Annotated in this window: 20 protein-coding genes; 6 read left to right on the top strand and 14 right to left on the bottom strand. The window is 64.5% G+C overall.

What is annotated here, in order from left to right:
- The first annotated feature begins 227 nt into the window (after positions 1–227).
- Positions 228–968 carry a type 1 glutamine amidotransferase gene (locus tag ADADO0_RS18965; RefSeq protein WP_511306764.1) on the top strand — a complete coding sequence of 247 codons (741 nt, stop codon included), beginning with the start codon at positions 228–230 and terminating at the stop codon, positions 966–968.
- On the opposite strand, the gene ADADO0_RS18970 is transcribed toward ADADO0_RS18965, so the two are convergent.
- Both ADADO0_RS18970 and murI read right to left on the bottom strand, forming a co-directional pair.
- A complete protein-coding gene (locus ADADO0_RS18970) occupies positions 965–2209 on the bottom strand; it encodes a lytic murein transglycosylase (RefSeq protein ID WP_511306765.1) in 1245 nt (414 codons plus the stop codon). The genes ADADO0_RS18965 and ADADO0_RS18970 overlap by 4 nt on opposite strands.
- On the bottom strand, positions 2209–3078 hold the full coding sequence (gene murI / locus ADADO0_RS18975; RefSeq protein WP_511306766.1) for a glutamate racemase: 870 nt from the start codon (positions 3076–3078) through the stop codon (positions 2209–2211). Before murI ends, ADADO0_RS18970 begins: the two co-directional genes overlap by 1 nt.
- A gap of 113 nt (positions 3079–3191) precedes the next feature.
- Between murI and ADADO0_RS18980 the strand changes: the two genes are divergently transcribed.
- Positions 3192–4586, top strand: coding sequence for a hypothetical protein (locus ADADO0_RS18980; protein WP_511306767.1), 1395 nt, complete (start codon positions 3192–3194; stop codon positions 4584–4586).
- On the opposite strand, the gene ADADO0_RS18985 is transcribed toward ADADO0_RS18980, so the two are convergent.
- Together ADADO0_RS18985 and ADADO0_RS18990 are read right to left on the bottom strand one after the other, a co-directional pair.
- Positions 4540–5706 carry a glycosyltransferase family 2 protein gene (locus tag ADADO0_RS18985; protein WP_511306768.1) on the bottom strand — a complete coding sequence of 389 codons (1167 nt, stop codon included), beginning with the start codon at positions 5704–5706 and terminating at the stop codon, positions 4540–4542. The genes ADADO0_RS18980 and ADADO0_RS18985 overlap by 47 nt on opposite strands.
- A gap of 44 nt (positions 5707–5750) precedes the next feature.
- Entirely contained in the window at positions 5751–6071 is a 321-nt protein-coding gene (locus ADADO0_RS18990; RefSeq protein ID WP_511306769.1) for a 2Fe-2S iron-sulfur cluster-binding protein, read from the bottom strand.
- A gap of 257 nt (positions 6072–6328) precedes the next feature.
- On the opposite strand from ADADO0_RS18990, the gene ADADO0_RS18995 reads away from it, so the two are divergent.
- Positions 6329–11101 carry an apolipoprotein A-IV repeat region-like domain-containing protein gene (locus ADADO0_RS18995; protein ID WP_511306770.1) on the top strand — a complete coding sequence of 1591 codons (4773 nt, stop codon included), beginning with the start codon at positions 6329–6331 and terminating at the stop codon, positions 11099–11101.
- A gap of 129 nt (positions 11102–11230) precedes the next feature.
- On the opposite strand, the gene ADADO0_RS19000 is transcribed toward ADADO0_RS18995, so the two are convergent.
- The 4 genes from ADADO0_RS19000 to ADADO0_RS19015 are packed head-to-tail and all read right to left on the bottom strand — an operon-like array spanning position 11231 to position 14741.
- A complete protein-coding gene (locus ADADO0_RS19000) occupies positions 11231–11827 on the bottom strand; it encodes an ABC-type transport auxiliary lipoprotein family protein (RefSeq protein WP_511306771.1) in 597 nt (198 codons plus the stop codon).
- Between the two features lie 33 nt (positions 11828–11860).
- Positions 11861–12781 (bottom strand): MlaD family protein, encoded by a 921-nt coding sequence (locus ADADO0_RS19005; protein ID WP_511306772.1) that lies wholly within the window; start codon positions 12779–12781, stop codon positions 11861–11863.
- A 15-nt stretch (positions 12782–12796) separates the two neighbouring features.
- Entirely contained in the window at positions 12797–13603 is an 807-nt protein-coding gene (locus ADADO0_RS19010) for an ABC transporter ATP-binding protein (protein ID WP_511306773.1), read from the bottom strand.
- A gap of 10 nt (positions 13604–13613) precedes the next feature.
- Positions 13614–14741: an MlaE family lipid ABC transporter permease subunit gene (locus ADADO0_RS19015; protein WP_511306774.1), complete on the bottom strand. Its 1128-nt coding sequence runs from the start codon at positions 14739–14741 to the stop codon at positions 13614–13616.
- 142 nt (positions 14742–14883) lie between these two features.
- Here ADADO0_RS19015 and dgcA point away from each other — a divergent pair, with 142 nt between their 5' ends.
- Complete coding sequence (dgcA, locus tag ADADO0_RS19020) at positions 14884–15861, top strand: N-acetyl-D-Glu racemase DgcA (RefSeq protein ID WP_511306775.1); 978 nt, start codon at positions 14884–14886, stop codon at positions 15859–15861.
- Here dgcA and ADADO0_RS19025 read toward each other — a convergent pair.
- From ADADO0_RS19025 to ADADO0_RS19045, 5 genes are all read right to left on the bottom strand, one after another.
- On the bottom strand, positions 15813–17015 hold the full coding sequence (locus ADADO0_RS19025) for an MFS transporter (protein ID WP_511306776.1): 1203 nt from the start codon (positions 17013–17015) through the stop codon (positions 15813–15815). The two genes, dgcA and ADADO0_RS19025, sit on opposite strands and share 49 nt — an antisense overlap.
- Before the next feature lie 10 nt (positions 17016–17025).
- Complete coding sequence (locus ADADO0_RS19030; protein ID WP_511306777.1) at positions 17026–18012, bottom strand: threonine/serine dehydratase family protein; 987 nt, start codon at positions 18010–18012, stop codon at positions 17026–17028.
- Positions 18009–19076, bottom strand: coding sequence for a glycosyltransferase family 4 protein (locus tag ADADO0_RS19035; RefSeq protein WP_511306778.1), 1068 nt, complete (start codon positions 19074–19076; stop codon positions 18009–18011). Before ADADO0_RS19035 ends, ADADO0_RS19030 begins: the two co-directional genes overlap by 4 nt.
- Positions 19076–19882: a UDP-2,3-diacylglucosamine diphosphatase gene (locus ADADO0_RS19040; protein ID WP_511306779.1), complete on the bottom strand. Its 807-nt coding sequence runs from the start codon at positions 19880–19882 to the stop codon at positions 19076–19078. The genes ADADO0_RS19035 and ADADO0_RS19040 overlap by 1 nt, the downstream gene beginning before the upstream one ends.
- 114 nt (positions 19883–19996) lie before the next feature.
- Positions 19997–20587, bottom strand: coding sequence for a LysE family translocator (locus ADADO0_RS19045; RefSeq protein WP_511306780.1), 591 nt, complete (start codon positions 20585–20587; stop codon positions 19997–19999).
- A 111-nt stretch (positions 20588–20698) separates the two neighbouring features.
- Here ADADO0_RS19045 and ADADO0_RS19050 point away from each other — a divergent pair, with 111 nt between their 5' ends.
- On the top strand, positions 20699–21547 hold the full coding sequence (locus ADADO0_RS19050; protein WP_511306781.1) for a fumarylacetoacetate hydrolase family protein: 849 nt from the start codon (positions 20699–20701) through the stop codon (positions 21545–21547).
- Positions 21548–21627: 80 nt separating this feature from the next.
- On the opposite strand, the gene ADADO0_RS19055 is transcribed toward ADADO0_RS19050, so the two are convergent.
- Positions 21628–22401, bottom strand: coding sequence for an invasion associated locus B family protein (locus tag ADADO0_RS19055; protein ID WP_511306782.1), 774 nt, complete (start codon positions 22399–22401; stop codon positions 21628–21630).
- A 194-nt stretch (positions 22402–22595) separates the two neighbouring features.
- Between ADADO0_RS19055 and ADADO0_RS19060 the strand changes: the two genes are divergently transcribed.
- Positions 22596–24404 (top strand): extracellular solute-binding protein, encoded by a 1809-nt coding sequence (locus ADADO0_RS19060; RefSeq protein ID WP_511306783.1) that lies wholly within the window; start codon positions 22596–22598, stop codon positions 24402–24404.
- Positions 24405–24436 lie beyond the last annotated feature (32 nt).

The raw sequence follows: 24436 nt of genomic DNA on the forward strand, positions 1-24436 counted from the left end.
TTGGAGTGGATCGCGCCCCTCCTCTGTGGCCCCGGCGAACCGGCACCACCGACAGGCCCGCCGGCGAGCTGCCGACGAAAGCCACGGGTGCGTGAAAAAACCAAACATATCACCGCCGGCCGAAGGTTCGACCAGCGAGACGCAGGCTTCTACGTGCGCGACACTTCTGTGTCAACGTTCCGGTTGCGTGTGTGCTTTAAGCTAGGGGATCGCGTTCGGAGCCGTGAATGAGAATCCTTGTCCTCCAGCATGCCGCCACTGAGCATCCCGGCACCTTTCGGGATTTCATGCGTGCGGACGATATTGCCTGGGACACGGTGGAACTCGACCGGGGCGGCGAAATACCAGTTCTCGCGGGATATGACGCGCTTCTGGTGCTCGGCGGCCCCATGGATGTCTGGCAGGAGGATCTGCACCCCTGGATGATTGAGGAAAAGCGGGTGATCCGGGACTGGGTTCGCGCGGATCGCCCCTTCCTCGGCATCTGCCTGGGGCACCAGCTTCTCGCGGAAGCGATGGGCGGCGAGGTGAGCCTGATGCGCCAGCCGGAGGTCGGCGTCTGCGATATCAGCCTGACGCCTGCCGGGCGGGATTCGCGGCTGTTCGCGGGTACGGCGGACGTTTTTCCGGCGCTGCAGTGGCATGGGGCGGCGATCACCCGGCTACCTGCCGGCGCTCGGGTGCTGGCGGAAAATATCCATTGCGCCATCCAGTCCATTCAGGTGGGCGAGCGGGCGTTCGGCATCCAGTATCATGTGGAACTGACCGAGAGCACGGTCCGCGACTGGGGCGCGATTCCCGAATACCGCTGCGCACTCGAATCCATCACCGGCCCGGATGGGCAGGCGCTTCTGGAGGCCGCCGCCACGCAGCACATGGCGGTGCTCCACAAGGCGGCGGCGCAGCTCTACGGGAATTTCCGGGCGGTGATGCGCGAATGGAGCGCGGCCAACGCTTCCGTCTGTTAGCGGCCGCGCAATGCGGTGAGGACCTTCAGGCCAGGGTAGCCGTCCGCCGGAGAGAGCCCCGCCTGCTGCTGGAACGCCCGCACCGCGCGCATGGTGTCTTGCCCGACGCGCCCATCCGTTCCGCCGGTGTCGAAGCCGTTTCGGGTCAGGCGCTGCTGGATTTCCTGGATTTCCGCGAGTGCGAGCGTGCGCTCGCCGTCTGCCCAGGGGGTGACGAAGGCGCCCTCGCCGGCAATCCGGTCGCCAAGGTGGCAAACGGCCAGGGCATAGCTCGAGGAGGGATTGTAGGAGCGCACGGCGTAGAAGTTCGGCAGCAGAATCAGGGCTGGGCCGCCGTTCCCGCCCGGCAGCCAGAGCCGCGCTTGCGCGTCATAACCTGCCATCGATCCACCTTCGATGGTGGTGATGCCATGCGCCCCCCAGGCATCGAGCGACCGCCAGGTCTTGGCGTCCGCGAGCTTTGTGTCGAAGCCGCTAGGCAGGCGCACCTCGAACCCCCACGGTTCGCCGCGCCGGTATTTTCCGCGCTTTACCAGATAGTTGGCGGTGCCTGCTAAAGCATCATCCGGCTTTCCGAAGGGCGAGATGCGCCCGTTGCGGTCGAAGTCCACGCCCATGTTGAGCCAGACTTCGGGCATCCATTGGGTGTGCCCCATGGCGCCGGCCCACGAACCGACCATCTCCCCCGGCGTGCCCCAGCCGCGCTGGACGATCACCAAGGCGTTGAGCAACTCGGTTTCCCAATAGGTCCGCCGCCTTGGCTCCCCCCAAGCCAATGCCGACAGGGAGTTGAACACCGACTTCATGTGTCGCGGGTTTTCCACCACGTCACCGAATGCGGATTCCATGCCCCAATATCCCAGCATCACGCGGCGATCGACGCCGAACGCTTCCTCGATGCGGTTGAACAGCCCGGCGTATTCCGCCGCCCGCTTGCGCCCGGTCTCGATGCGCCATTCGGAAACACGTCGGTTGAGATACTGCCAGACCTGTTCTTGGAACTCAGGTTGCGCCTTGTCGGCGGCATAGACGCTCTTGTCGGGCACGACGCCCGCCATCACCTGGTCGTAGACTTCGCTGCTGACGCCGCGCGCCAGTGCCCGGGCCTTGAACTTGGCCACCCAGGCCGGAAAAGGCAGAGCGGCGGTCTGTGCGAATGCCGTCCCCGGCACGAACGCCGCGCCGATCAGGCCGGCTAGAACGCTGCGCCGGCCGAGGTTGTAAGAGTTTTCCCCGGCCATCAAGACGCCACCGCGATACGCGCGGGAAGTACCTCAGAGGTCTCCACGGTGCGCTGAAGGATATTTGCCACCAGCTTCGAATCCAGTGGCGCCCCTGTTGACACCAGCCGGACCGGCTTGGGACTGCAAGCGGACGAGGTCGGCCCCAGCAGGGAGACAACACGCCGCGCGATGGCGGGCGCGGGGTCGACCCAGGAGACCGGCCAGGGCGCGAGGCGCCGCAAATGGTCGAGAATCAGGGTGTAGTGGGTGCAGGCGAGGACCACGGTATCGGTACGCCCGCCCTCGTCCCGCACGAAACAGGGGGCGATTTCGGCGCGGATTTCGGCGTCGTCAACCGTCTCGCCGTGCAGCAGGGCTTCCGCTAAGCCGGCAAGGCGGTCGCTCGGGACCAGAGAGACCTTGCAGGCACTGGCGAATTCGCGGATCAGGCCGGCGGTATAGTCGCGCCTCACCGTGCCGGGGGTCGCAAGCACGCTCACCCGTTTGGAGACAGACGCCGCGCATGCCGGCTTGATCGCCGGCACTGTGCCGATGAACGGGACCGAATGCCGCGCCCGAAGGGTCGGCAGCGCCAGTGTGGACGCGGTATTGCAAGCGACGACGACGATATCCGGCCGGTACTTGGCGATCAGATCGTCCATCACCTCGGCAACACGGGCCGTCAGAGCCGGTTCGCTCATGGCGCCGTAAGGGAAGGCCGCGGCATCGGCCGCGTAGACATAATTCCCGTCCGGCCGAAGCCGGGTGATTTCCTGAAACACCGACAAGCCGCCAAGGCCCGAGTCGAAAACGAGAATGTTCGGCGAATGGAATTCTGCGGACGGCACGACAGCGTATCTTTCAGCCGAAGCGGTTACACTCGACATGATTTATCCTCATCGCCCCAGGCAATATTGTGTCGGGGCTCTGGTAAAGGAAGCATGAGCGTCGACCAGAGCGTCACATTCCACAGGGTCGGCGAAGGGGGACGGCAGGCGGCATGACGACCGCAAGCGCGCTCCCTCCGCCCGCGACCCGGCATGCCGGCGTTTTTTCCGCGCGTGCCGCAATGGCGCTATGCGTTTTGGCATCCGCGCTGGTCATCGCCCTGCCCGCTTGGCTCAACGGCTTTCCGTTCCTGTTCTGGGACACGGGTGGTTATCTCTCGACCGTGTTGTCGCGAGCGGTCGTGCCCGGTCGCTCCATCAGTTATGGGCTGCTGCTCCTGGCCGGCAGCCGGCCGGACTTCTGGCCGGTGGTGATCGTCCAGAGCCTGCTGTGCGCCTGGCTCGCCATGCTCATGCTCCGGGTGCACGGGTTGGGCGGACGTCCGCTTCTCGTCCTGGCATCGAGCGTCATTCTTTCGATATTCACCGCCCTGCCCTTCATCGCGGGTCAGTTGATGCCGGACGCATTGGCGGCCTGCGGCCCGCTCGCGCTCTATCTCTTGGTCTGGAAAGGACGGCAGCTCGGGCGGGTGGAGATGACCATCCTGGTCGCAACCGTCGCGCTTGCGGGCGCCTGCCACGCTTCAGCCCTGGCGGCACAGATTCTTCTGCTATTGGCCGCGCTCGGGGCGTGTCTCGCCGTGCCGGCGCTGCGCGCGGACATGCGCTGGCGCCTGCCCGTTGCGGCGCTCGTCCTGTCGGCGCTGATCAATCCCCTTGCCAATCTCGCAATCGCCGGCCGCTTCGCGGCGACCCCGGGCGGCATCGCCTTTGTTTTCGGGCGCCTCCTGGAAGACGGGATGGTCGCGCGCTATCTTGCCGACCATTGTCCGCAGCCCGCACAGCCGCTTTGCATGTATCGCAACGACTTGCCCGATACGGCCAACGATTTTTTGTGGGACGACGACGCGATCTTCAACGCCATCGGCGGCATGCAGGGCGGGGAGCCCTATATGCGCGCGGTCATCATCGGCAGCCTCAAAAGCGAACCGATCCGTAACGCGGCCCTCGCGGTGCGGGCGTTCGCCCGGCAGATGGTGACGGTCGGGACAGGAGAAAGCTTCTTCAATTACCTGACCGACAGTTATGAAGTCATCGACCAGGATATGCCGGCGTCGCGCGCCGCGATGATGGGTGCCCGGCAGCAATCGCCTCAAGGCATCGATCTCGACGATCTCAACCTGCTTCATGTGCCGGTCGCGATCGGCGCCACTTTCGTCCTGTTGGCGGTTTTTATCCGAGCGTTATGGACGCGGCAGCTTGAGATCGCGCTTCTGACCGGAAGCTTCTTCGCCATCCTCGCCGCCAACGCGGCGGTTTGCGGCATCCTGTCCAATCCGACCGACCGCTATCAGGCGCGCGTCGCCTGGATCGCCGTGCTCGGGCTATTGATTGTCGCGCTCAAGGTCGCAGGGGCATTTCGATCGCGCTCGCCAGGAACGCCGTAAAGGCGAGCTGAATTGCGCAGGTCAGGGCTGTCAATCCGATCACCAGCACGCGCATGACGTGGCCGTAGGCGAGATTCCCGAACCCGGTCTCTGCCCAGCTGAGAAACGCCCAAAAGGTACACACCAGCCCCACCGTGCCCAAGGCGAGCGCCCCGATCAGCACCCGTTCCAGGCTGAACGCGCGCAAGACGCGTTGCAAATCCTCGGATGCGGGTATGAAACCCAGTAGCGCGCCATAGCGTCGGGCGATGATGGAGAACGACACCGCCTGCACACCCACCAATATGGTCATGGCGGCCACGAGATAGGTGTGAATGTCCAGCCGCAGGTTGGGGGTGATGGCGAGCGGTCCCGGAAACAGGGCGATCATGCCCACCAGTCCGATCAGGATCAGCGCGAGGCCGGGATACAGGAACAGAAAGCGCGGGCTGTAGAGCAGCAGGAAGCGCAGATGGCGCCACCCGTCGCGCCACGTCTTGAGATGCGGCGGCCGGGAGCGCCCGTCTTTCTTCAGCGTGGTCGGTACCTCGACGATGGCCTTGCCGGCCAGCGACGCGCGCACCACCATTTCGCTTGCGAATTCCATGCCGGTGGTTTCAAGGCCGAGCCCGCGCACCGAGGCGGTGTTGAACCCCCGCAAGCCGCAATGGAAATCCCGCACCTCCACCCGGAAGAACAACCGGCCGAGGAAAGACAGGACCGGGTTGCCGAGGTAGCGGTGTAGGAAAGGCATGGCTCCGGGCGCGATCCCGCCCTCGAACCGGTTGCCCATGACGATATCCGCGCCGCTTCTGAGCTGGGCGACGAATGCGTCGAGGTTCGAGAAATCGTAGGAATCGTCCGCGTCGCCCATCACCACGAAGCGGCCGCTGGCTGCTGCAATGCCGCCTTTGAGCGCCGCGCCATAGCCCCGCTCCGGCACCGGCACCACCCGTGCACCGGCCGCGGTGGCGATGGCCTGTGAGCCGTCGGTCGAGCCGTTGTCGGCAACCAGGACCTCTCCATTGATCCCGCTGCGCGCCAGATAGGACATGGCCTTGGCCACGCATACGCCGAGCGTTTCCGCCTCATTGAGGCAGGGCATGACGATGGAGAGTTCTAGCGTGTTGGCCGTGCTCATCATTACCTGTCAGGCCAGTTGCGCCGGAATGCGGAGCGGAAACGTCAGCCCTGACGCTCCGGGGTATGCAGTATCAACCCATCTAGCTGCGCTGTCAGCTTGATCTGGCAGGACAAGCGGGAAGAGGGCCGAACGTCGACCGCATAGTCGAGCATGTCCTCTTCCATGGGCTCGGGCTCGCCCACGGCTTCGCGCCATGCTTCGTCCACATAGACATGGCAGGTGGCGCAGGCACAGGCACCGCCGCATTCTGCGTCTATGCCGGGAACATGATTGCGGATTGCGACTTCCATGGCCGTGGCTCCCACCAGCGCCTCAATGACGCGCGAGGACCCTTCAGGAGAAACGAACGTGATGCGAGGCATGCGGGGAGGATGTCCTGTTGTTGACCGTCCCTATAGCGGCCAGGGTCAAGCAAGGCGAGATGCCAACTCATGCGCGCGTTAACGATATATTCACATGTGTGGCAGGGGACGGTTTCAATCCATGCCTCCGCAAAGTTAAGATGCGGCAAGGTAAACAAACTCTTGCGGGATTGTATCTGCTTTCCTGGCGAGCGTTGGTTTGAACCACACTTATGGGAAAGGTGCGGCAATGCCGCACCTGGGCGACAGAGGCGATCATGAAGACACCGCGCAAGATCCAGGATCCCACCGAGGCGGCGCTTTCGGCGATCCAGGAAGCTCTGACGCTGAAGATCGACACTGCCGAGGCGCCGCACGCCCCGGAGGAAAGGCCCAATCCACCGCAGCGGGACGCCCGCCCGCGCCGGGCGCGGGTCGATGTCGCCGAGCGCCGTGCCGCCAATGATGATCGCCAGACGGTGGGCCAGCTTCTCAGCCAGCTCCAGCGTCGTTCCTCTCCCGCGCCCTATTGGTGGGCTGCCGGACTTGCGATCCTCTGGATCGGCTTTGGCCTGCCCTATGCCATCGCCACCCAGAAGGGGGCTTTCGCGGGATTGAGCGGCATTGACGCCCTGCTGTCTTCTCCCGCCCTGCTCGCGATCCTCGGCGGCCTGATCATTCCGCCCCTCGCCATCTTCGGCCTTGCCGTGATGGTCCGCCGCTCGCGCGACCTTCAAATGGTCAGCCGTTCCATGACCGAAGTCGCGCTGCGCCTCGCCCAGCCGGAATCCCTTGGCACCGACGCCGTGGTTACGGTCGGCCAGGCGGTGCGCCGCGAAGTGGCGGCCATGGGCGAAGGCCTCGACCGCGCCATCGCCCGCGCGGCCGAGCTTGAGAGCGTCGTGCGCAACGAGGTGTCAATCCTCGAGCGCGCCTACGAAGACAATGAAATCCGCATCCGCAACCTGATCGGCGAACTTCAGTCCGAGCGGCAGAACATCCTGGTGCACACCGAGCGGCTGCGCGACGGCATCATGGATGCCGAGAACATGCTCTCCAGCGAAGTGCGGGAAGTCGCCGACCGCGTGCAGGACAATGTGACCGCCGCCGTCGAGCGGGTGAGCGATCTGCTTGGCCAGCGCGGCCACGAAATGAGCGATGCGCTGAGTCTGGTCGGCGATACCGTCGCCGAAAGCCTGGCCGCACGCAGCAATGATCTGGTCGATCGTCTGCAGATCGTCGGCAGCACGCTGGAAAACAACCTCGTGCGTTCGGGCGATGCCCTGACCTCAACCATGAAGTCCCGCACGGACGAACTGAGCGCCAGCCTGCTTTCCTCCTCGACCGAGGTGGCGGTGTTGATCTCGCGCTGGAGCGAGGAAGTGTCCCAGGGTGTGGACGCCAACCGCGCGGCGATCGTCGATGCGCTTGAATCCAACAGCGCTCGCTTTGCCGACGACGTTGCGGTGCGTGCCTCCGAAATCACCAATTCGTTCCGCGATGCGGGCGAAGCCATGGTCATGGAATTCTCCAACCGAGGTGGCGATCTTGTTCGTAAGATCGAAGACACGGGCGCCCGCGTCGGCGATACGCTGGCGATGCATGGCGGCGATCTCGCCGAGCGCATCGAACTGGCGGGAAACCGCATCCACGATGCCGTCTCGGTGCATGGCGATGCCTTGCAGGAGCGTCTCGCGGAGACTGGCGAGCGCCTCACCGAGGCGCTTGAGCGCAGCGGCCACGAGGTCGCCTCCTCGCTGCTCCAGAAGGGTGACGAGATCACCGACGCCCTGGCTCTCGCCGGCAATGAAATGACCGACCGCCTCGGCGCCATCGGTATGGAAGTCACCGAGGCCATCGGCGCACGCGGCAGCAGCGTGACCGATGCGTTCGGCGCGACCGCCGACATGCTGGTCTCCACCATCGGCACCAAGGGCGATGCCATCCGCGACATGCTCAACGCGCGGCTGAAGACCCTGGAAGAAACCATCACGGTGCACGGCGGCGACCTCGCAGAGCGCATCGGCCAGGACAGCGCCCTCATGGCGCAGGCGGTGCAGCAGGGCGTGGAGAATCTCGACGCGACCCTGCGCCTGCACGCGCCCGCCCTAGTGGATGGTCTCTCGCTCCAGGTGCATGTGCTCAACGAAAGCCTCCAGGGCACCCTCGCGGGGCTAGACGAGCGCCTCGATACCACCGCCGACACCTTCGCCAACGCGCTGGACGACCGCCTCAACCGCGTCGAACAGTCGATCGAGGGCAAGACACGCGATTTGGCCGATACCCTTTCGGTTCGCTCCGAGCAGCTTGCGGCGGCCATTTCCGCCGGCATGCGGACGACGAGCGAAACCATCGACCAGAGCCTGGCGACGCTGGACGACTTCTTCACCCAGCGCACCCAGGCCATCGGCGACCTGCTCACCGAGCGGGCGGACTATGTGGGCGAAACCATTGGCGCGAAGGCGGAGGCCATCGGCAATCTGCTCATAGAGCGGACCGACTACGCCAGCAATTCCATGGACCAGAGCCTGGCGACGCTCGACGATTTCTTCACCCAGCGCACCCAGGCGGTCGGCAACCTGCTCACCGAGCGGGCGGACTATGCGGGCGAAACCATCGGCGCGAAGGCGGAAGCCATCGGCAACCTGCTCACCGAGCGGACCGACTACGCCAGCAACGCCATCGACCAGAGCCTCGCCACGCTCGACAATCTGTTCACGCAGCGGACCCAGGCCATCGGCAACCTGCTTATCGAGCGGGCGGACTATGTGGGCGATGCCATCGGCTCCAAGGCGGAGGCCATCGGCAGCCTGCTGAGCGAGCGCACCGACTATGCCAGCTCCATTATCGACCAGAGCCTGTCGACGCTGGACGACTTCTTCACCCAGCGCACCCAAGCGATCAGCGACCTGCTGACCGATCGCGCGGACTATGTGGGAGAAACCATCGGCTCCAAGGCCCAGGCGATCGGTGACCTGCTTGCCGAGCGCACCGACTATGCCAGCGGCGCCATCACAGCACGGGCTGAGGATATCGCCGCGCAACTTGAGCATCGGGTCGCGCGCATCGAGGATCTGGTGACCAACCGCCTCGAAAGCGTGTCGGCGGCGCTGGAGATGCGCGGCAATGCGGTCGCGCAGAACCTTGCGGGCAAGGTGGAAAGCGTGTCGACGCGCCTCCGGCAGGATGCCGCGCAGGTGGAAAGCGCCCTCACCGGCCTTGCGGAAAATGTCGGCCAGGCTCTGACCGGCCAGGCGGACACGATCTCGATCGCGCTCACCGAGCGGCTGCAGGAAATGTCCGACGTGCTGGACGGCAAGAACGGCTTGTTCTTGGATGCCCTCCAGGAGGCCAGCCAGCGCACGGTCGCGCAAATCTCGGCCGCAAACAACGCGGTGCGGGGCGACGTTCAGACCATTGTTGAGCGTCTCAACGAGGCCGACGGGACCTTCCAGCAGGCCATGTCCGGCATGGTCGGCGCCCTCAATCACTTCGAGGGCGGGTTCGCCTCCCAGGTCAATGCGCTGCAGGACAATGTCCGTACGCTCAACGGGACGGCGGCGGGCACGGTCGGCCAGCTTGGCATCGAGGTCGATAATCTGCGCGCCCTCACCCAGACCGCGCTCGGCGAAATCGGCGCTCTGACCCAGCGGTTCGAGGAACAGGGCCGCGGCGTGATGGAGGCATCGCTCTCCCTCGGCCAGACCCACGATCATGTCGAGGCCACTCTCAGCAGCCGCAAGCTGGCCCTGGAACAGCTCGGCGCCGACCTTTCGGCCCGTGCCCAGGAACTGGAGAACCGGCTCGGAAACTTCAACGGGATGCTGGAGCAGTCGCTTCTCTCGGCCCAACAGCGGACGCAGGACATCGCCAACGCGGTGGTGGAATCGGCCGCGACCTCCTCCAAGGCTCTGGAAAGCCAGTTCGACCAGGTGCGCAGTGCATCCTCGGTGGAGCGTGAGCGCGTGGCGGAGATGCTGCGCGGCACCTACCAGGAGGCCATGGGCGAAGTGAACCGCCTGTTCGAGGACACCGGCCGCCGATTCACCGATGTGTCGCGCCAGCTCAAGGGCGCTGCACAGGATGTGCAGCAATCCATCGAACTCGCCCGCGAGGAAATGAAGAAGGGCATCCTGGAGCTTCCGGCCGAGACCGAGGCAAGCGCCGCCACCATGCGTCGCGCCGTGGCCGAGCAGATCAAGGCGCTCGCCGAACTCAACGAAATCGTCGCCCGCCAGGGCCAGTCGGTGGATGTTGCAGCCGGCAGCGGACGCTTCCTGTCCCGCGACACCCTCCCCCCGCGTCCGAGTGCCGAACGCGCCGTGGAACGTCCCGCCGAGCGGCATGTGGAGCGAGCCCCGGAGCGTCCTGTGGAACGTCCCGTGGAGCGTTCTTTTGAACGCCCCGCCCCTGCCCCTCGCGCACCGCGCGCTGAGCCGGTAGCAGCCCCCCCGCTTGCCGCTGCCGCGCCTGCGGAGGCACCGCGCCGGGCGTCCGCCCTGCCTTCTCGTCGCTCAGAGACGGTCGAGCGCGCCGTCCCCGAGCCGCGCCCGCCCGTGCAGCGTCCCGAGCCCGCTCGGGATGTGGAAGGCGGCCGTGACGGCTGGCTCTCCGAACTGTTGGCGCGCGCCTCTGGCGATCTCAACGAGACGCCGGCGGTTCCCGAGCCGCGCCGCCCGGAGCCGAGCCGCGCACGCCTTCCTCGCCACACCATCGAGTCGCTCGACTCGCTTTCCGTGGACATCGCGCGGATGATCGACCATCAGGCAGCGGTGGAGCTTTGGGAGAGGTACAAGCGCGGTGAGCGCAATGTGTTCACCCGCCGGCTCTACACGATGCAGGGGCAGCAGACCTTCGACGAGCTGCGCCGCAAGTATCGCAACGATGCCGAGTTCCGCGAGACGGTGGACCGCTACATCGCCGAATTTGACCGGCTGCTCGATCAGGTTGGGGCGGATGATCGCGGTAACGTACTGACCAAGACCTATCTCACCTCCGATACCGGCAAGGTTTACACCATGCTTGGGCACGCCTCCGGTCACTTCGACTGAGGCTTGAGAACCGCGGGAGAGCCAGCCTCTCCCGCCCAAACGAAAACGCCCGCCGCGCATAATACGCGGCGGGCGTTTTCGTTTTAGGTTCGCTTGGAAAGCGTCGGGCCTGGGAAAGCGTCCGGGACGTCAGAACCGGGCGGACGCCCAGCGCACAATGTCGGTGAGAACCTTGTTGGAGGCGGCGTCCAGCGCCGCCGTGACGTTGGCGCCGTTCATGGCGCTGACCGGCACGCGTGCCGAGAACACCTGTGCCGCCAGGATCTTGCCGGAGGCGATGCCAATCACCTTCGCGGATAGTTCAACCACCGCATCGGGGCTGCCGGCCAGGACCTGCACGCCGAAGGTTCTGACGTCCAGGTTCAGCTGGTAGTCGGCGGAAATTCCGTCGCCCGGCCGTGCAACGCGGCGTAGCTTGCTGCCGTTCTCGAACGCCTGGACGGTGCGGGCCTGTAACAGCGCAGGCAGACGGTCGCTCCATTGGGCGTCGGGAAGATAATTGATCTGCCCGGGCGCGGGCTCCACCATGATCTTCTCGGTGTCGAGGGCCGCGAGCGCGGTGGGTGACACCACGATGAGTTGTCCCGAGCCACCACTCGCCTTGAAGCCGTTGGGGGCGGACAGGTCGAAGGTGGGCACCGGCGCCGAGGCGCAGGCCGCCAGGGCAAGACTCAATGCTAATGGCAGGGCGCGCATCAGCACCGACGCATGTCGACTACGGCACACGTTACGACCCCTCGGCTCACTGAGCGTCATTCATCACCGCCTATATTCTGGCACGGTGCTGCCGCCGAATATGAATTGTCGCGGATTACGTTCAAAATTCCTGAACGTGCGATCGATATCCGAGAGTGTCCGGCGGCCGTCAGCGGCCAGAGATTCAAACTGGCGCAGCCCGGGGCCGGTGAACTTCTTCACCTCGTCGGTCAGCTGGGCCGTGCGCGTGTCGAGGTTTTCCGCGAGCTTGCGAACGGAGGTCGCGGCCTCGGTCGCCTGCGCCAGAAGGCCATTAGGATCGCTGGAAGCCTTCTTCAGGTCGGCAAGCACGGCATCCGCTTTGGTGGCAAGTTCCTGGAGCTGGCCGGCAATCTCGTTGGACCGCTTTAGCAGCGAGGCCACGTCTTCGGAGCGGTCGCCGACCGCCTTGGTGAAGGACTCAACGCTGGCGACGATCTGCCGGACCTTTTCGGGATCGACGGCGTCGAGAATGCCGTTCACCCGCTTCGCGACGTCCTGAACCGTCGAAATCAGCCCAGCCATTCCGGTGCCGCCCTCGGCCTCAATGCGGGGAACGCCGTTCGGTCCGTTGGGGATCGGCGCGGAATTGGCCTCTCCGCCCCGGATGCTGACAATGACAATGCCCGTCAGCCCCTGCGATTCCAGGCCGGCGCGCGAATCCGAAAGGATCGGGACATTGCCGTCCACGCCGATCTTTACCAGCACCTCGTTGGGCTTGCCGGGCAGGAGGCCGAGCGATGTGACCTGCCCGACGGGGATGCCGTTGAACGTCACCGCATTGCCCTGCCGCAGACCGCTGACGGTGCCGGAATAGACGATTTCGTATGGCTTCCGGCCCTGCGAATCCAACGGACGCATGAACCAGTAGACAAAGCCGAACGCGGCAACCAGCACGGCAAGCGTGAAGGCACCGATCAGCGTGTAATTGGCTCGCGTCTCCATGCGCCTTTTTCTAGCTCACCGTTTCGACTGGACCGCTCGGGCCCGGGTTCCGTGGAAGTAAGCGCGAAGCCAAGGATGGGTTGCCTCCATCATTGTCTCAATCGTGCCTTGAGCGATCACCTTACCGTCAGCGAGAGCGGCGATTCGATCACACACAGTGTGCAGACTATCCAAATCGTGCGTTACCATGAAAACCGTAAGGCCCAAAGTCTGCTGCAACGTCCGGATCAGTTCGTCGAAGTCGCCCGCCCCGATCGGATCAAGTCCGGAGGTCGGCTCGTCCAGAAACAGGATTTCCGGATCGAGTGCCAGGGCCCGCGCCAGCGCAGCCCGCTTGATCATGCCGCCGGACAATTCGGAAGGCAGCTTCTCTCCTGCGTCGCTTTTAAGGCCGACCATCTCGATCTTCGCGTAGGCGATTTCGTCCATCAGCTTTTGAGATAGCTTCAGGTTCTCGCGCAGCGGGAACTGGATGTTCTGCTTCACCGTCAGCGAGGAAAAGAGTGCCCCTTGCTGGAACAGCACGCCCCAGCGGCGCTCCAGCGCGGATCGCTGATCCTCGTTGAGATCGTCCAGATCCTGGCCAAACACCTCGACCGTGCCGGATTGCTTTGGAACCAGCCCCAGGATCGTGCGCGTCAGCACCGACTTGCCGCCGCCCGATGTTCCGACGAACCCGAGGATTTCACCCCGCAAGATATCGAGGCTGAGGTGGTTGAGGATGACCCGGTCGCCGAAACCCACCACGAGGTCGCGCACGCTGATGACAGCCTCACGCTTCTCTGCGGCTTTTTCGACCGGCTCTGGGCTCGTGTTCAGCATCGCCACCGGCTCACATATCGATCGATGCGAAGAACATGGCGAACATGCCGTCCATGACGATGACCAGGAAGATCGCCTTTACCACCGATGCGGTCGTGTGCTGGCCCAGCGATTCAGCACTGCCTCCAACCCGTAGGCCCTCCATACAGGCGACGGTGCCGATGACGGCCGCCATGAATGGCGCCTTGATCATTCCAACCAGGAAATGATCGATGGAGATCGCATCCTTCAATCGGTCGAGGAAAACCCCCGGCGCGATCCCGCCATAGAGCCAAGCCACCAGGCCACCGCCCACCAGAGCAGACATCGAGCCGATGAATGTCAGCAAGGGCAGCGCGATCAGAAGCGCGGAAAGCCTGGGGATGACAAGAATTTCGATCGGGTCGAAGCCCATGACGCGCAGGGCGTCCACCTCTTCGCGCATCCGCATGGAGCCAAGCTCGGCGGTGTAGGCGCTGCCGGAGCGGCCGGCGATCATGATCGAAACGATCAGCACCCCAAGTTCGCGCAACACCAGCACGCCGACCATATCGACCACGTAGATATCCGCGCCGAAGCGCCGGAAATGAAAAATGCCTTGCTGCGCCAGAATGCAGCCGATGAGAAAAGTGATGAGGATGATGATCGGCACCGCCCGCAGACCGACCCGATCAACCTGATTGACCATGGCGGTGAAGCGAAAGGTGGCGGGCCGCGTCAGCGTCCGCAGCCAAGCGATCATGATTGCGCCGACGAAGTTGAGCAGCGAGAAGGCATCGTGGGCCACGCCGACGACGTTACGCCCCACCCCTTCAACCGTGCCGGGGCGACGGCGCACCGGCGGAATAGGTTCGTGCCCGGTGCGGCTCATCTCCTGGATCAGCACGCTGTAGCGTTGATTGAGCCCGATCACGCGGGGCTCGACCCCATCGCGGGTCCAGGCCCGGCGCAGCCGCTCAAGCAGGAGGGCGCCGAACGTATCCATGCGGTCGACACCGGACAGGTCGATCTCGGCCCGCGCCGGCTTGGCGTGCTTGAGGGTGATCTCGGTAACGGCCTGCTCAAGAAGATCGGCGTGGTCCGACGTCCAGGTGCCGTGGCCGACCGCCTTCAGTTCGTCGCCCGCAAGGCTGACATCGAGAAGCGAGGCAGACGCCACTTGCGACTCCGGTCCAAGGCACTCGCTTGAGCGCGAGCCACCCAATGGTCATACTCGGGCAGCCAAATGGCGTCGAGGGTGGAAAATTGTCCGGCCCCGCTCTCGAGCGACCATTCCTCCAATTGTGTCACATGCTTACCGAATGACCACGCTCCAAGTGCGCATCGAACGCTTCCCGATCGCCGGGACTTTCACGATTTCCCGCGGGTCGAAGACCGAGGCCGTGGTTGTGGTGGCCGAGATTCGCGACGCGGGCCACGTAGGCCGGGGCGAGTGCGTGCCCTATCCGCGCTATGGCGAGACACCCCAGGGGGTCGCCGATCTGCTGCGCGGCCTTGCCGCAGAGGTTTCAGGCGGTCTTGACCGAGCGGCACTGCAGTGTCGCCTACCGGCAGGCGCGGCGCGAAATGCGCTTGATTGCGCATTCTGGGATATCGAGGCCAAGAGATCGGGCGTCCCCGCTTTTCGGCAAGCCGGTTTGACCGCACTGAACCCGCTTCTTACCGCTTTCACGCTTAGCCTCGACACGCCGGAAGCGATGGCGCGGGCGGCACAGGCGTCCGGCCAGCCATTGCTTAAGCTGAAGCTCGGAGCGCAAGGCGATCCTGAACGGCTGGTTGCGATACGAAGTGCAGTCCCGGACACACGCCTGATCGTCGATGCCAACGAGGGATGGACACCGGCGAATCTCGTCGAGAATTTCGCCGCGTGCCACGCCGCCGGCGTCGAGCTGATTGAGCAGCCTTTGCCGGCGAATGCCGACGCCGCCCTCGCTGAGATGAAACGGCCGGTTCCGGTCTGCGCCGACGAGAGCGTTCATGCGCGGGGCAGCCTCGCGGGGCTGCGGGGCAGATATGACGCGGTGAACATCAAGCTCGACAAGACCGGCGGCCTCACCGAAGCGCTCGCCATGGCAGAGGAGGCGCGCGCCAGCGGGTTCTCGCTCATGGTCGGCTGCATGCTGGCGTCGTCGCTTGCCATGGCCCCGGCGCTGATCGTGGCCCAGGGCGCCGAGATCGTCGATCTGGACGGCCCCTTGCTGCTGGCGAGCGATCGCGCGGACGCGCTGCGCTATGATCGCGCGACGGTCTTTCCGCCCTCGCCCGCGCTCTGGGGCTGAGCCAGCCGCGCCGCGCCGGCGAGGCCCGCGCCACAAAGCCCGAGTGCGGCGGAGGCTAGGAAAGCGTCTTGTCCGAACGACACCCATAACAATCCGGAAGCGAAGCTTGCGCCGGACATGGCGAGGCTCACGGTCCATCCGGCTATGGATTGGGCGGTTCCTGCCCGGTGTTCCGGGGTGAAACGCGCCACCAGGTCCACCAGCCCGAGATAGGTCGCCCCGAAAGTCGCGCCGTGGAGGATCTGAAGCGGCAGCAGGATCGCGAAGGGCGGGTCGAACGCGAGCGCGCTGAAGCGCACCACTGCGACAATGCCACCCGCCCCCAACAGCAGCAAAGGGCCGAACCGTTTCACCAGCTTGGTCCCGTTGCGGAACAGGATGATTTCAGAAATCACCCCCACCGCCCAGAGCAGGCCAATGGTTCCGAGCGAGAGGCCGTTCTGCGCCCAATGCACGGAGGCGAAGGCGTAGAGCGTGGCATGACTGGACTGGACCAGTGCCGCGGCGAGAACACCGAGCACCAGAACCGCGCGGGCGCGCGGCACGGTGAGATGGGCGGTGGCGTGAACCGGGGGGCGGCGCAGTTCGGGCAGAACAAGCATCGCCGCCAAGAAGCTGAGTTGGCCGAGAACCATCATCACGACCACCGCTTGGGCGCCGGTGCGTGCGATCAGGAAGCCGCCCGCGAGGTTGGCGAACACGAAGGAAGCCGAACCCCAAAGCCGGCTGCGCCCATAATCCACCCGTCCCGCCCGCGCCTGCCGGGTGGCGTAGGCGTCGAGCAGCGAGAAGCTGGGGTTCCAGGCCATGGCGGCGAGGCCGAGCGCGACATAGATAGCTGTCGTCGTGCGGCAGAACACCAGCGCGGTCATCATCACGCAGGTTGCGAGGGCAAGCGCCGCCAACAGCGCCTTGGGGCGCCCCAGCCGATCGGAAAGAAGTCCCAGCAGCGGCGTCGCGGCAAGCCGGGTGAACAAGGGCACGGCGATGGCCGCGCCGATCTCCTGGGGCGTGAGGCCCCGCTCCGTGAGCCACAGCGGGAAAAACGGCATGTAGATGCCGAGCGAAAAGAACAGCGTGGCATAGGCCGATGCCAGGGCAACCCGCACCGGCCGAATCGGCCCGCTTTCGCCGCTTGAGGCGCCCTCGTGCATGGCGCCTCGATCAGGCCGTGATGCAGGTCCCGAACGTCTCGGGATCGACGTTGCCGCCCGAAAGCACGATGGCGACGATCTTGCCCTTGGCGTCCAGGCGGCCGTTGAGCAGCGCGGCTAGCGCAACTGCACCGCCGGGCTCGACCACCAACTTCAATTCCCGAAATGCGAAGCCGATGGCCTTGGCGACTTCGTCGTCGGTGGCGGAAACGCCTTCGCCCACCAGCCGGCGGGAAACCGGGAAGGTAATCACCCCCGGTGTGGGGGCCAGCAATGCGTCGCAGAACGAGCCGGACGCAGCGGGATTGCGCTCGCGATGGCCTGAGCGAAACGAACGGGCATGGTCATCGAAGCCGGCCGGCTCGGCAGCGACGATGCGCGCGTTCGGTGCGCGCGCCTTGACCGCCAGAGCGATGCCGGAAATGAGCCCGCCGCCGGAGACGTTGGCGCAGACGATATCAGGGACCAGACCGAGGGTGGCCAGATCTTCTGCGATCTCGAGGCCGACGGTGCCCTGCCCCGCCATGACGTCCGGATCATCGTAAGGCGGCACGAAGATCGCACCGCGCTCCATGGCAATTCGGCTGGCGATCGCCTCGCGGTCCTCGGTCACGCGGTCATATTCGACCACCTCGCCGCCCAGCTCGCGCGTGCGGCGGATTTTCATGGCGGGCGCGTCGCGCGGCATGACGATGACCGCTGGCATGCCCAGTAACTTTGCCGCAGCGGCTACGCCCTGGGCATGATTGCCCGACGAGCAGGCGACGACGCCGGCAGCGCGGCGCTCGGCCGGAATCTGGACCAGGCGATTGTAGGCGCCGCGAAATTTGAACGAGCCGGTGCGCTGGAGCGTCTCTGGCTTCAGGAACACGCGGGCGCCGGTCACGTCATCGAGAATCGGCGATGAGATGAGCGGCGTGCGCACGGCCACCCCCTTCAGGCGGGTCGCGGCGGCATCGACATCTGCGGCGGTGGGAGGGGTGCTGCGGTCGGTCATGCGATGGAGGCTAGCCTACCTCGTCTCAATAAGCGAAAGCGGCGTGCGATGGGCCCGAAGTCGTGCGCGATCAAGACATTGTCGACAAACTGACGGGCGCATTCGCGCCAACTGTGCTTAAGCGCGAACTCACGCGCGGCGCGGGGCGAGAGTTCCAGGGCCTTGAGGCATGCGGTGCGTAAATCATTGTCGAGCACACCAACGGGCTCATCGGCGCCTTCAAGCACATCCAAGGGGCCCGTCACCGGATAGGCTGCAACTGGGAGGCCGCTTGCGAGGCCCTCCAGGAGCACAATGCCGAACGTATCAGTGCGGCTGGGGAACACGAAGACATCGCTGCCGGAATAGACCTCGGCCAGCGCCTCGCCCTCTTTCGGCCCGTGGAAATGCACATCGGGATAACGTTCTTTCAAGCTTGCGAGCGCCGGACCGCCGCCCACCACCACCTTAGAGCCCGGGAGGTCCAGGCCGAGGAATGCCTCTATATTCTTCTCCACCGCCACACGCCCGACAAACAGGAAAATCGGCTTCGGCAGCCCAAGATCAACCTCCGGCCGGGGGCGAAACATCTCGGCATCCACACCGCGTGACCAGCGCATCAGGCGCTTGAAGCCGCGCTGGTCCAATTCGCGCTCAAGCGTCGCGGTGGAGACCATGACGCCGCCACCGGCATTGTGGAAATTCCGCAGCCAGGCGTAGGTCAGGCGCTCGGGCACAGGGACGCGGGCGGACAGATATTCCGGGAACTTGGTGTGGTAGCTGGTGGTGAAGGTGCGCTTGGACGCGATGCAGGCGCGCCGAACCAGCATGCCGAGCGGCCCCTCGGTCGCCACATGCACGAAGTCGGGCTGCATCGCGTCGATCCGGCGCATGATCATGCGCGGGGTCGCCAGCGACAGACGGATTTCCTGATAGGTCGGCAACGGCAGCGTACGAAATTCCTGAGGGGTCAGGAATTCCAACTCAGCTCCGAGATGGGAAGCTTCGCGCGCCGTGTGCTCTAGCGAACGAACGACACCGTTGATCTGAGGATGCCACGCGTCGGTGGCCACAAGGATGCGCATCAGGCAGCCGCGCGGGCGGTCTCCGCTTGAGGAGCTTCAGTGCTTAGCATGGGCTGGCGGCGGGTCCAGCAAATGATTTCCATGCGGCCGTCATCGTGCTCGGCGACGGCGGTGCAGCTCTCGACCCAGTCGCCGCAATTGATGTAGCGCACGCCGAACCGGTCGTGGATCATCGCGTGGTGGATGTGGCCGCAGATCACGCCGTCTACCTTGTGCCGCTTGGCTTCGTCCGCCACCGCCTGCTCGAAGCTGCCGATATAATTGACGGCATTCTTCACCTTCAGCTTCGCCCATTGGCTGAGCGACCAATAGGTGAGGCCGAGCTTGCGGCGCACGAGATTGACGTAGGTGTTTATGCCGAGTGCGAACGTGTAGGCACCGTCCCCCAGGAAGGCGAGCCACTTGGCGTGGCGCACCACGACGTCGAACACGTCGCCGTGGATGACGAGATATTTTTTCCCGTCCGCTGCTTCATGAATAATGGTTTCAACTACTTCGATACCACCAAAATGGGTACCGTAATAATCCCGGAGAAACTCATCGTGGTTGCCCGGGAGATAGACCATGCGGGCACCCTTGCGGGCTTTGCGGAGCAGCTTCTGCACCACGTCATTATGCTGCTGGGGCCAATACCACGAGGTCCGAAGGCGCCATCCATCGACGATATCGCCGACGAGATAGAGAATGTCGGCATCATGATACTTCATGAAATCGAGAAGGAGGTCTGCCTGGGCACCCTTGGTGCCAAGATGAACGTCTGAAATGAACAAGGCACGGAAGTGTCTGGGTTCAGGGCTGTCTGTCACGTCCTGTCCCTCATCATGCGGCAATGCTTCCTGGGAGCATTCTGTCGGAATTAGCCGGAGTCGTGTATCCCTTTTATGACGCGCCCGCGAGATGGAATGGTTTGCAAGGCACAATCACAAGAACAGCAAGACGATGCTGGCTGCCACCAAAGTAGCAAGAATCACATTAAGGCGTTGGCGTTGCAGATCATCCTGAAGCATGCGCGACATTGCGACGCCGAATAGCGCCCAGATCCCAACCGAGGGCAACGCGGTGGCCGCGAACGCCCCGGCAATCACCAGTATTTGCGGCAGCATGTCTGACCGCGCATCGGTAAATGCAGGAATCACACTGAGAGCAACCGTCCAGGCCTTTGGGTTGACCCACTGGAACGCGACGGTCTGGAGAAAGCCGGGAGGGCGTGCCTGTTCCTTACCCGCTTCTGGAGCCGACGCGCGAATCAGCGACCATGCGAGATACAGGAGATAACCGGCGCCAACGATCTTCAGCACCGCGTGCAGCCAGGGCGCCAGGTCGAACAATCCGCCCAGGCCCAGTCCGACCGCGAGCAGCATCAGCGGATAGCCGAAGGTGACGCCCAACATCTGGGGAAGCGTGCGCACGAAGCCGAAGCGGGCACCTGAACTCGCTGAGATGAGATTGTTCGGTCCCGGCGAGACCGCCGCCACGAACGAAAACAAAAGCAGTGCAGCCAATCGGTCCAATATGCAGCTCCTTCGCGTCGCGACCATTGACCAAACCGGCCGCGCACGCCAGCTTGCCGACCGAGCGGGCCAGCCGTGCCCGTCGTCAACAAGACCCAGGGAGATCCCTTCATGAAGCTGGTCCGCTTCGGTGCCCCCGGCCAGGAAAAGCCCGGCCTAATCGATTCAACTGGCGCGATCCGCGACCTCTCGGGGATCGTCCCTGACATTGCCGGCGACGTGCTGACGCCTGAGGGCCTTGATCGCCTCAGAGCGGTCGATCCCTCGACACTGCCTGTGGCGCCCGTGGGCGTCCGGCTCGGCTCCTGCGTCGCGCGGCCCGGCAACTTTGTGGCTGTGGGCTTGAACTTCGCGGACCATGCCGCCGAAGCCGGCATGCCGATCCCCGCCGAGCCGATCCTGTTCAACAAGGCGCCGAACTCCATCTGCGGGCCGGACGACGACGTGATGATCCCGCGCGGCTCCACCAAGCTCGATTGGGAAGTGGAACTGCTGATCGTCATCGGCGCCCGCGCCCGCTATGTGGACGAGGCTGATGCCTTGAAGCACGTCGCCGGCTACGCGATCTGCAATGACGTGTCCGAGCGCAATTTCCAGATCGAGCGGTCCGGTCAGTGGACCAAGGGCAAGAGCAACGAAACCTTCGGCCCCGTCGGCCCCTGGTTGCTTACCGCAGACGAGATGCCTGATACCTCCGATCTCGCCATGTGGCTGGAAGTGAACGGCGAGCGGGTCCAGAACGGTTCGACGAAGACCTTCATCTTCGGCGTCGCCCATGTGGTTTCCTACGTCAGCCAGTTCATGGTTCTGGACCCGGGCGATCTCATCACCACCGGCACGCCTCCCGGCGTCGGCCTCGGCATGAAGCCGCCGCGCTACCTGAAGGCCGGCGACGTGATGCGCGTCGGTGTCGATCGCCTCGGTGTGCAGACGCAGACAGTGGTGCCCTTCAAGCTCTGATTTGCACAACGGCCGCCATCAAACAAAAAGGGCGGTGCCGCGAGGCACCGCCCTTTCGTTTTTAAGCGCGTGATCAGCGGTCAGCGCGCCGGGGCGGCCGGAGCCGGGGCGCCAGCGGGCGTCGCACCGGGAGCACCGCCCGCGGCTTCCGCCTTCTTCTGTGCAAGCTTCTGAAGTTCTTCGGCGAGCTTCTGACGCTCGGCGGCGACCACGTTCGGATCAGACGGCGCACCGTCATAAGCCTTCGCGAAGTCCTTGGCGGGAAGCTGGAAGTTCAGCGTGCGGCCACCCATCTGCAGCGCCTGAATGGTGATGCTCTGGGTCTTCTTGAGCTTGGCCACGAACTCCGCGTTCACGTCCAAGCTGGCGAAGCAGCCGTTGGGGAAGCAGATTTCATACTTCAGCGCCAGCGGCGGCTGCTGATCCAGGATCACGCGCGCGCCCGGCTGCACGAGCATGCCGATCGGAACCGAGACGATGAACTTCTTGTTCGGATCGTCCTTCATTTCCCGAATGCCGGCAGACGCGAGCGGCTGGCCGGTTTCGGCGGTGAAGTCCTGGGTGGTCATGCATATCTGCTTGCCGCTGCCGGGATCGTTGCCGCAAACCTTGGTCCAGGGCGTGTTGACGCCGGGCACGGCGACCGAAGCCGGCATGCCACCCTGGGCAGGTGCCGCTTGCTGCTGCTGCGGCGCTGCGGCCGGAGGGGCTGCGGGCGCCGCCTGGGCGGGCTTTGCGGGAGCGGGCTTGGCCGGGGCCGTCTGGGCCTGCGCGAATGCGCTGCCGGCGACGCCGAGCGCAACCACAACGGCGGCCAGACCGCCGACGCGGCGCATGGTAGTGGCTTGTGTCATTCCGGAACTTTCCCCGTGGTGCAAATCGCCAGGCCCAGGAAAAAACGCGACGGCGAGCCTGAAACCTCTTAACGCCGGCTCTCTCGGTGTCAAATGAGGCAAGAAGGTGACGCCGCCCTTACCTTTGCCGCGTGCTAGATTGACTGTAATTGCGGCCCTGGCACGACAGCGTAGCCGGGACGGAGGTTGAAAGCATGAAGTGGGCTGTCGGCGCAATGGCGTCCGTGTTTGCAGTGGCGTTTCTGCCGACACTCCTGCGACCTGCCAGCGGCGCCGACATGCCGCAGCACGCCATCGCGATGCATGGTGCCCCTGCCATTCCTGAGGACTTCAGCCACTTTCCGTACACCCAGGCCGACGCCCCGAAAGGCGGCCGTCTGACGCTCTCAGTCTCGGGGACGTTCGACAGCCTGAATCCCTTTATCGTCAAAGGCTCCGCCACGCCTTTCATGCGCGGAAACGTGATCGAAAGCCTGATGGTTCGCAGCTATGACGAACCCTTCACGCTCTACGGATTGCTAGCCCGCACGGTGCAGACCGATGCTGCGCGGAGCTATGTGGAGTTCACTATCGACCCTCGCGCCCGCTTCTCTGACGGAACACCCGTAACGGCCGAAGATGTGCTTTTTTCCTGGCGGCTGCTGCGTGAAAAGGCGCGTCCGAACTACCGACTTTATTACGCGAAGGTGGCTCACGCGGAGGCGCCGCGGCCAGGCGCTGTGCGTTTCACATTTGAGGGACCGGACCGCGAGCTTCCCCTGATCATGGGCCTCATGCCGGTTTTTGCCCGTCACGCCGTGGATGAGGAAAATTTTGATTCGACCAGCCTGTCCCCTCCTCTGGGGTCGGGGCCGTATGTGGTCTCCCAGGTCAATCCCGGTGCCAGCGTCACGCTCGCCCGCAATGCCGCATATTGGGGCGCCGACCTGCCGGTGACGCGGGGGCTCTACAATTTCGGTGAGCTTCGGTTCGATTATTTCCGCGATGCCAACACCGAGTTCGAGGCCTTTAAGCGCGGCTTGGTGGATGCCCGATTCGAAAACGACCCGACCCGCTGGAAGACCGGCTATGATTTTGGCGCGGTTCGCAACGGGGACGTCATCAAAGAGGTCATTCCAACCCGGCTGCCACGGCCGCATTTCGCTCTGGTTTTCAATACACGCAGGCCGATCTTCGCGGATGTGCGGGTGCGGCGAGCGATCATCGAACTGTTCGACTTTCCCTGGATCGATCGGAATTTCTATTACGGCCTCTACACCAGGACCGCCGGCTTCTTCGACGGCTCGGACCTGTCTTCCCTGGGGCGCGCCGCCTCGCTCGCCGAGCGCGCCCTGCTCGCGCCCTACCCCAGCTCTGTCCGGGAGGATGTGATGGCCGGAACATATGCGCCCCCGGTCTCGGACGGCTCCGGGCGAGACCGGGCCAGTCTCAAGGTCGCGCTTGATCTTCTGGGGGCGGCGGGTTGGACGTTGAAAAACGGGCAACTGATGAATGCCGGGGATGGGGCATCCTTCACATTCGAGATCATGGTGGTCACGCGGGAGCAGGAGAGGCTGTGCCTTGCGTTCGCAAGCCAGCTTCGGCGGGCTGGTATCACGGCCAATATCCGCATGGTGGACCCGGTGCAGTTCGATGCGCGCCGTAGCACCTATGATTTCGACATGGTGCCGTTCACCTGGTCGCAATCACTGTCACCGGGCAATGAGCAGGCGTTCTATTTCGGCTCGGACGCCGCCGGCGTTCAGGGCACGCGCAACTACATGGGGATGCATAGCGCCGCAGCCGACAGCCTCATCGCGCTGCTTGCGGCGGCGGAAAGCCGGGAGGAACTTGAGACCGCCTCGCGGGCGCTCGACCGGGTCCTGATCTCAGGCGCCTACGATGTGCCATTGTTTCATGCGCCCGGCCAATGGCTTGCGCGCTGGAAATATATCCGCCGTCCTGAGACGCCTTCGCTCTATGGCACGTTGCCGGAAGTTTGGTGGCGCGCTCCCGCTCCCTGATTTCCGTTTGTCAGGTGGCGCCGGTTTCACTT

The sequence above is a fragment of the Aquabacter sp. genome, from assembly GCF_965279295.1.
GTDB lineage: Bacteria > Pseudomonadota > Alphaproteobacteria > Rhizobiales > Xanthobacteraceae > Aquabacter.

Coding starts and splice junctions, on each gene's coding strand:
- ADADO0_RS19025 (WP_511306776.1), bottom strand. CDS start 17,015: ATGCACGAGGGCGCCTCAAGCGGCGAAAGCGGGCCGATTCGGCCGGTG.
- ADADO0_RS19060 (WP_511306783.1), top strand. CDS start 22,596: ATGAAGTGGGCTGTCGGCGCAATGGCGTCCGTGTTTGCAGTGGCGTTT.
- ADADO0_RS18980 (WP_511306767.1), top strand. CDS start 3,192: ATGACGACCGCAAGCGCGCTCCCTCCGCCCGCGACCCGGCATGCCGGC.
- ADADO0_RS19005 (WP_511306772.1), bottom strand. CDS start 12,781: ATGGAGACGCGAGCCAATTACACGCTGATCGGTGCCTTCACGCTTGCC.
- ADADO0_RS19035 (WP_511306778.1), bottom strand. CDS start 19,076: ATGCGCATCCTTGTGGCCACCGACGCGTGGCATCCTCAGATCAACGGT.
- ADADO0_RS19010 (WP_511306773.1), bottom strand. CDS start 13,603: ATGCTGAACACGAGCCCAGAGCCGGTCGAAAAAGCCGCAGAGAAGCGT.
- ADADO0_RS18990 (WP_511306769.1), bottom strand. CDS start 6,071: ATGCCTCGCATCACGTTCGTTTCTCCTGAAGGGTCCTCGCGCGTCATT.
- murI (WP_511306766.1), bottom strand. CDS start 3,078: ATGTCGAGTGTAACCGCTTCGGCTGAAAGATACGCTGTCGTGCCGTCC.
- ADADO0_RS18995 (WP_511306770.1), top strand. CDS start 6,329: ATGAAGACACCGCGCAAGATCCAGGATCCCACCGAGGCGGCGCTTTCG.
- ADADO0_RS18985 (WP_511306768.1), bottom strand. CDS start 5,706: ATGAGCACGGCCAACACGCTAGAACTCTCCATCGTCATGCCCTGCCTC.
- ADADO0_RS18965 (WP_511306764.1), top strand. CDS start 228: ATGAGAATCCTTGTCCTCCAGCATGCCGCCACTGAGCATCCCGGCACC.
- ADADO0_RS19050 (WP_511306781.1), top strand. CDS start 20,699: ATGAAGCTGGTCCGCTTCGGTGCCCCCGGCCAGGAAAAGCCCGGCCTA.
- ADADO0_RS18970 (WP_511306765.1), bottom strand. CDS start 2,209: ATGGCCGGGGAAAACTCTTACAACCTCGGCCGGCGCAGCGTTCTAGCC.
- ADADO0_RS19055 (WP_511306782.1), bottom strand. CDS start 22,401: ATGACACAAGCCACTACCATGCGCCGCGTCGGCGGTCTGGCCGCCGTT.
- dgcA (WP_511306775.1), top strand. CDS start 14,884: ATGACCACGCTCCAAGTGCGCATCGAACGCTTCCCGATCGCCGGGACT.
- ADADO0_RS19030 (WP_511306777.1), bottom strand. CDS start 18,012: ATGACCGACCGCAGCACCCCTCCCACCGCCGCAGATGTCGATGCCGCC.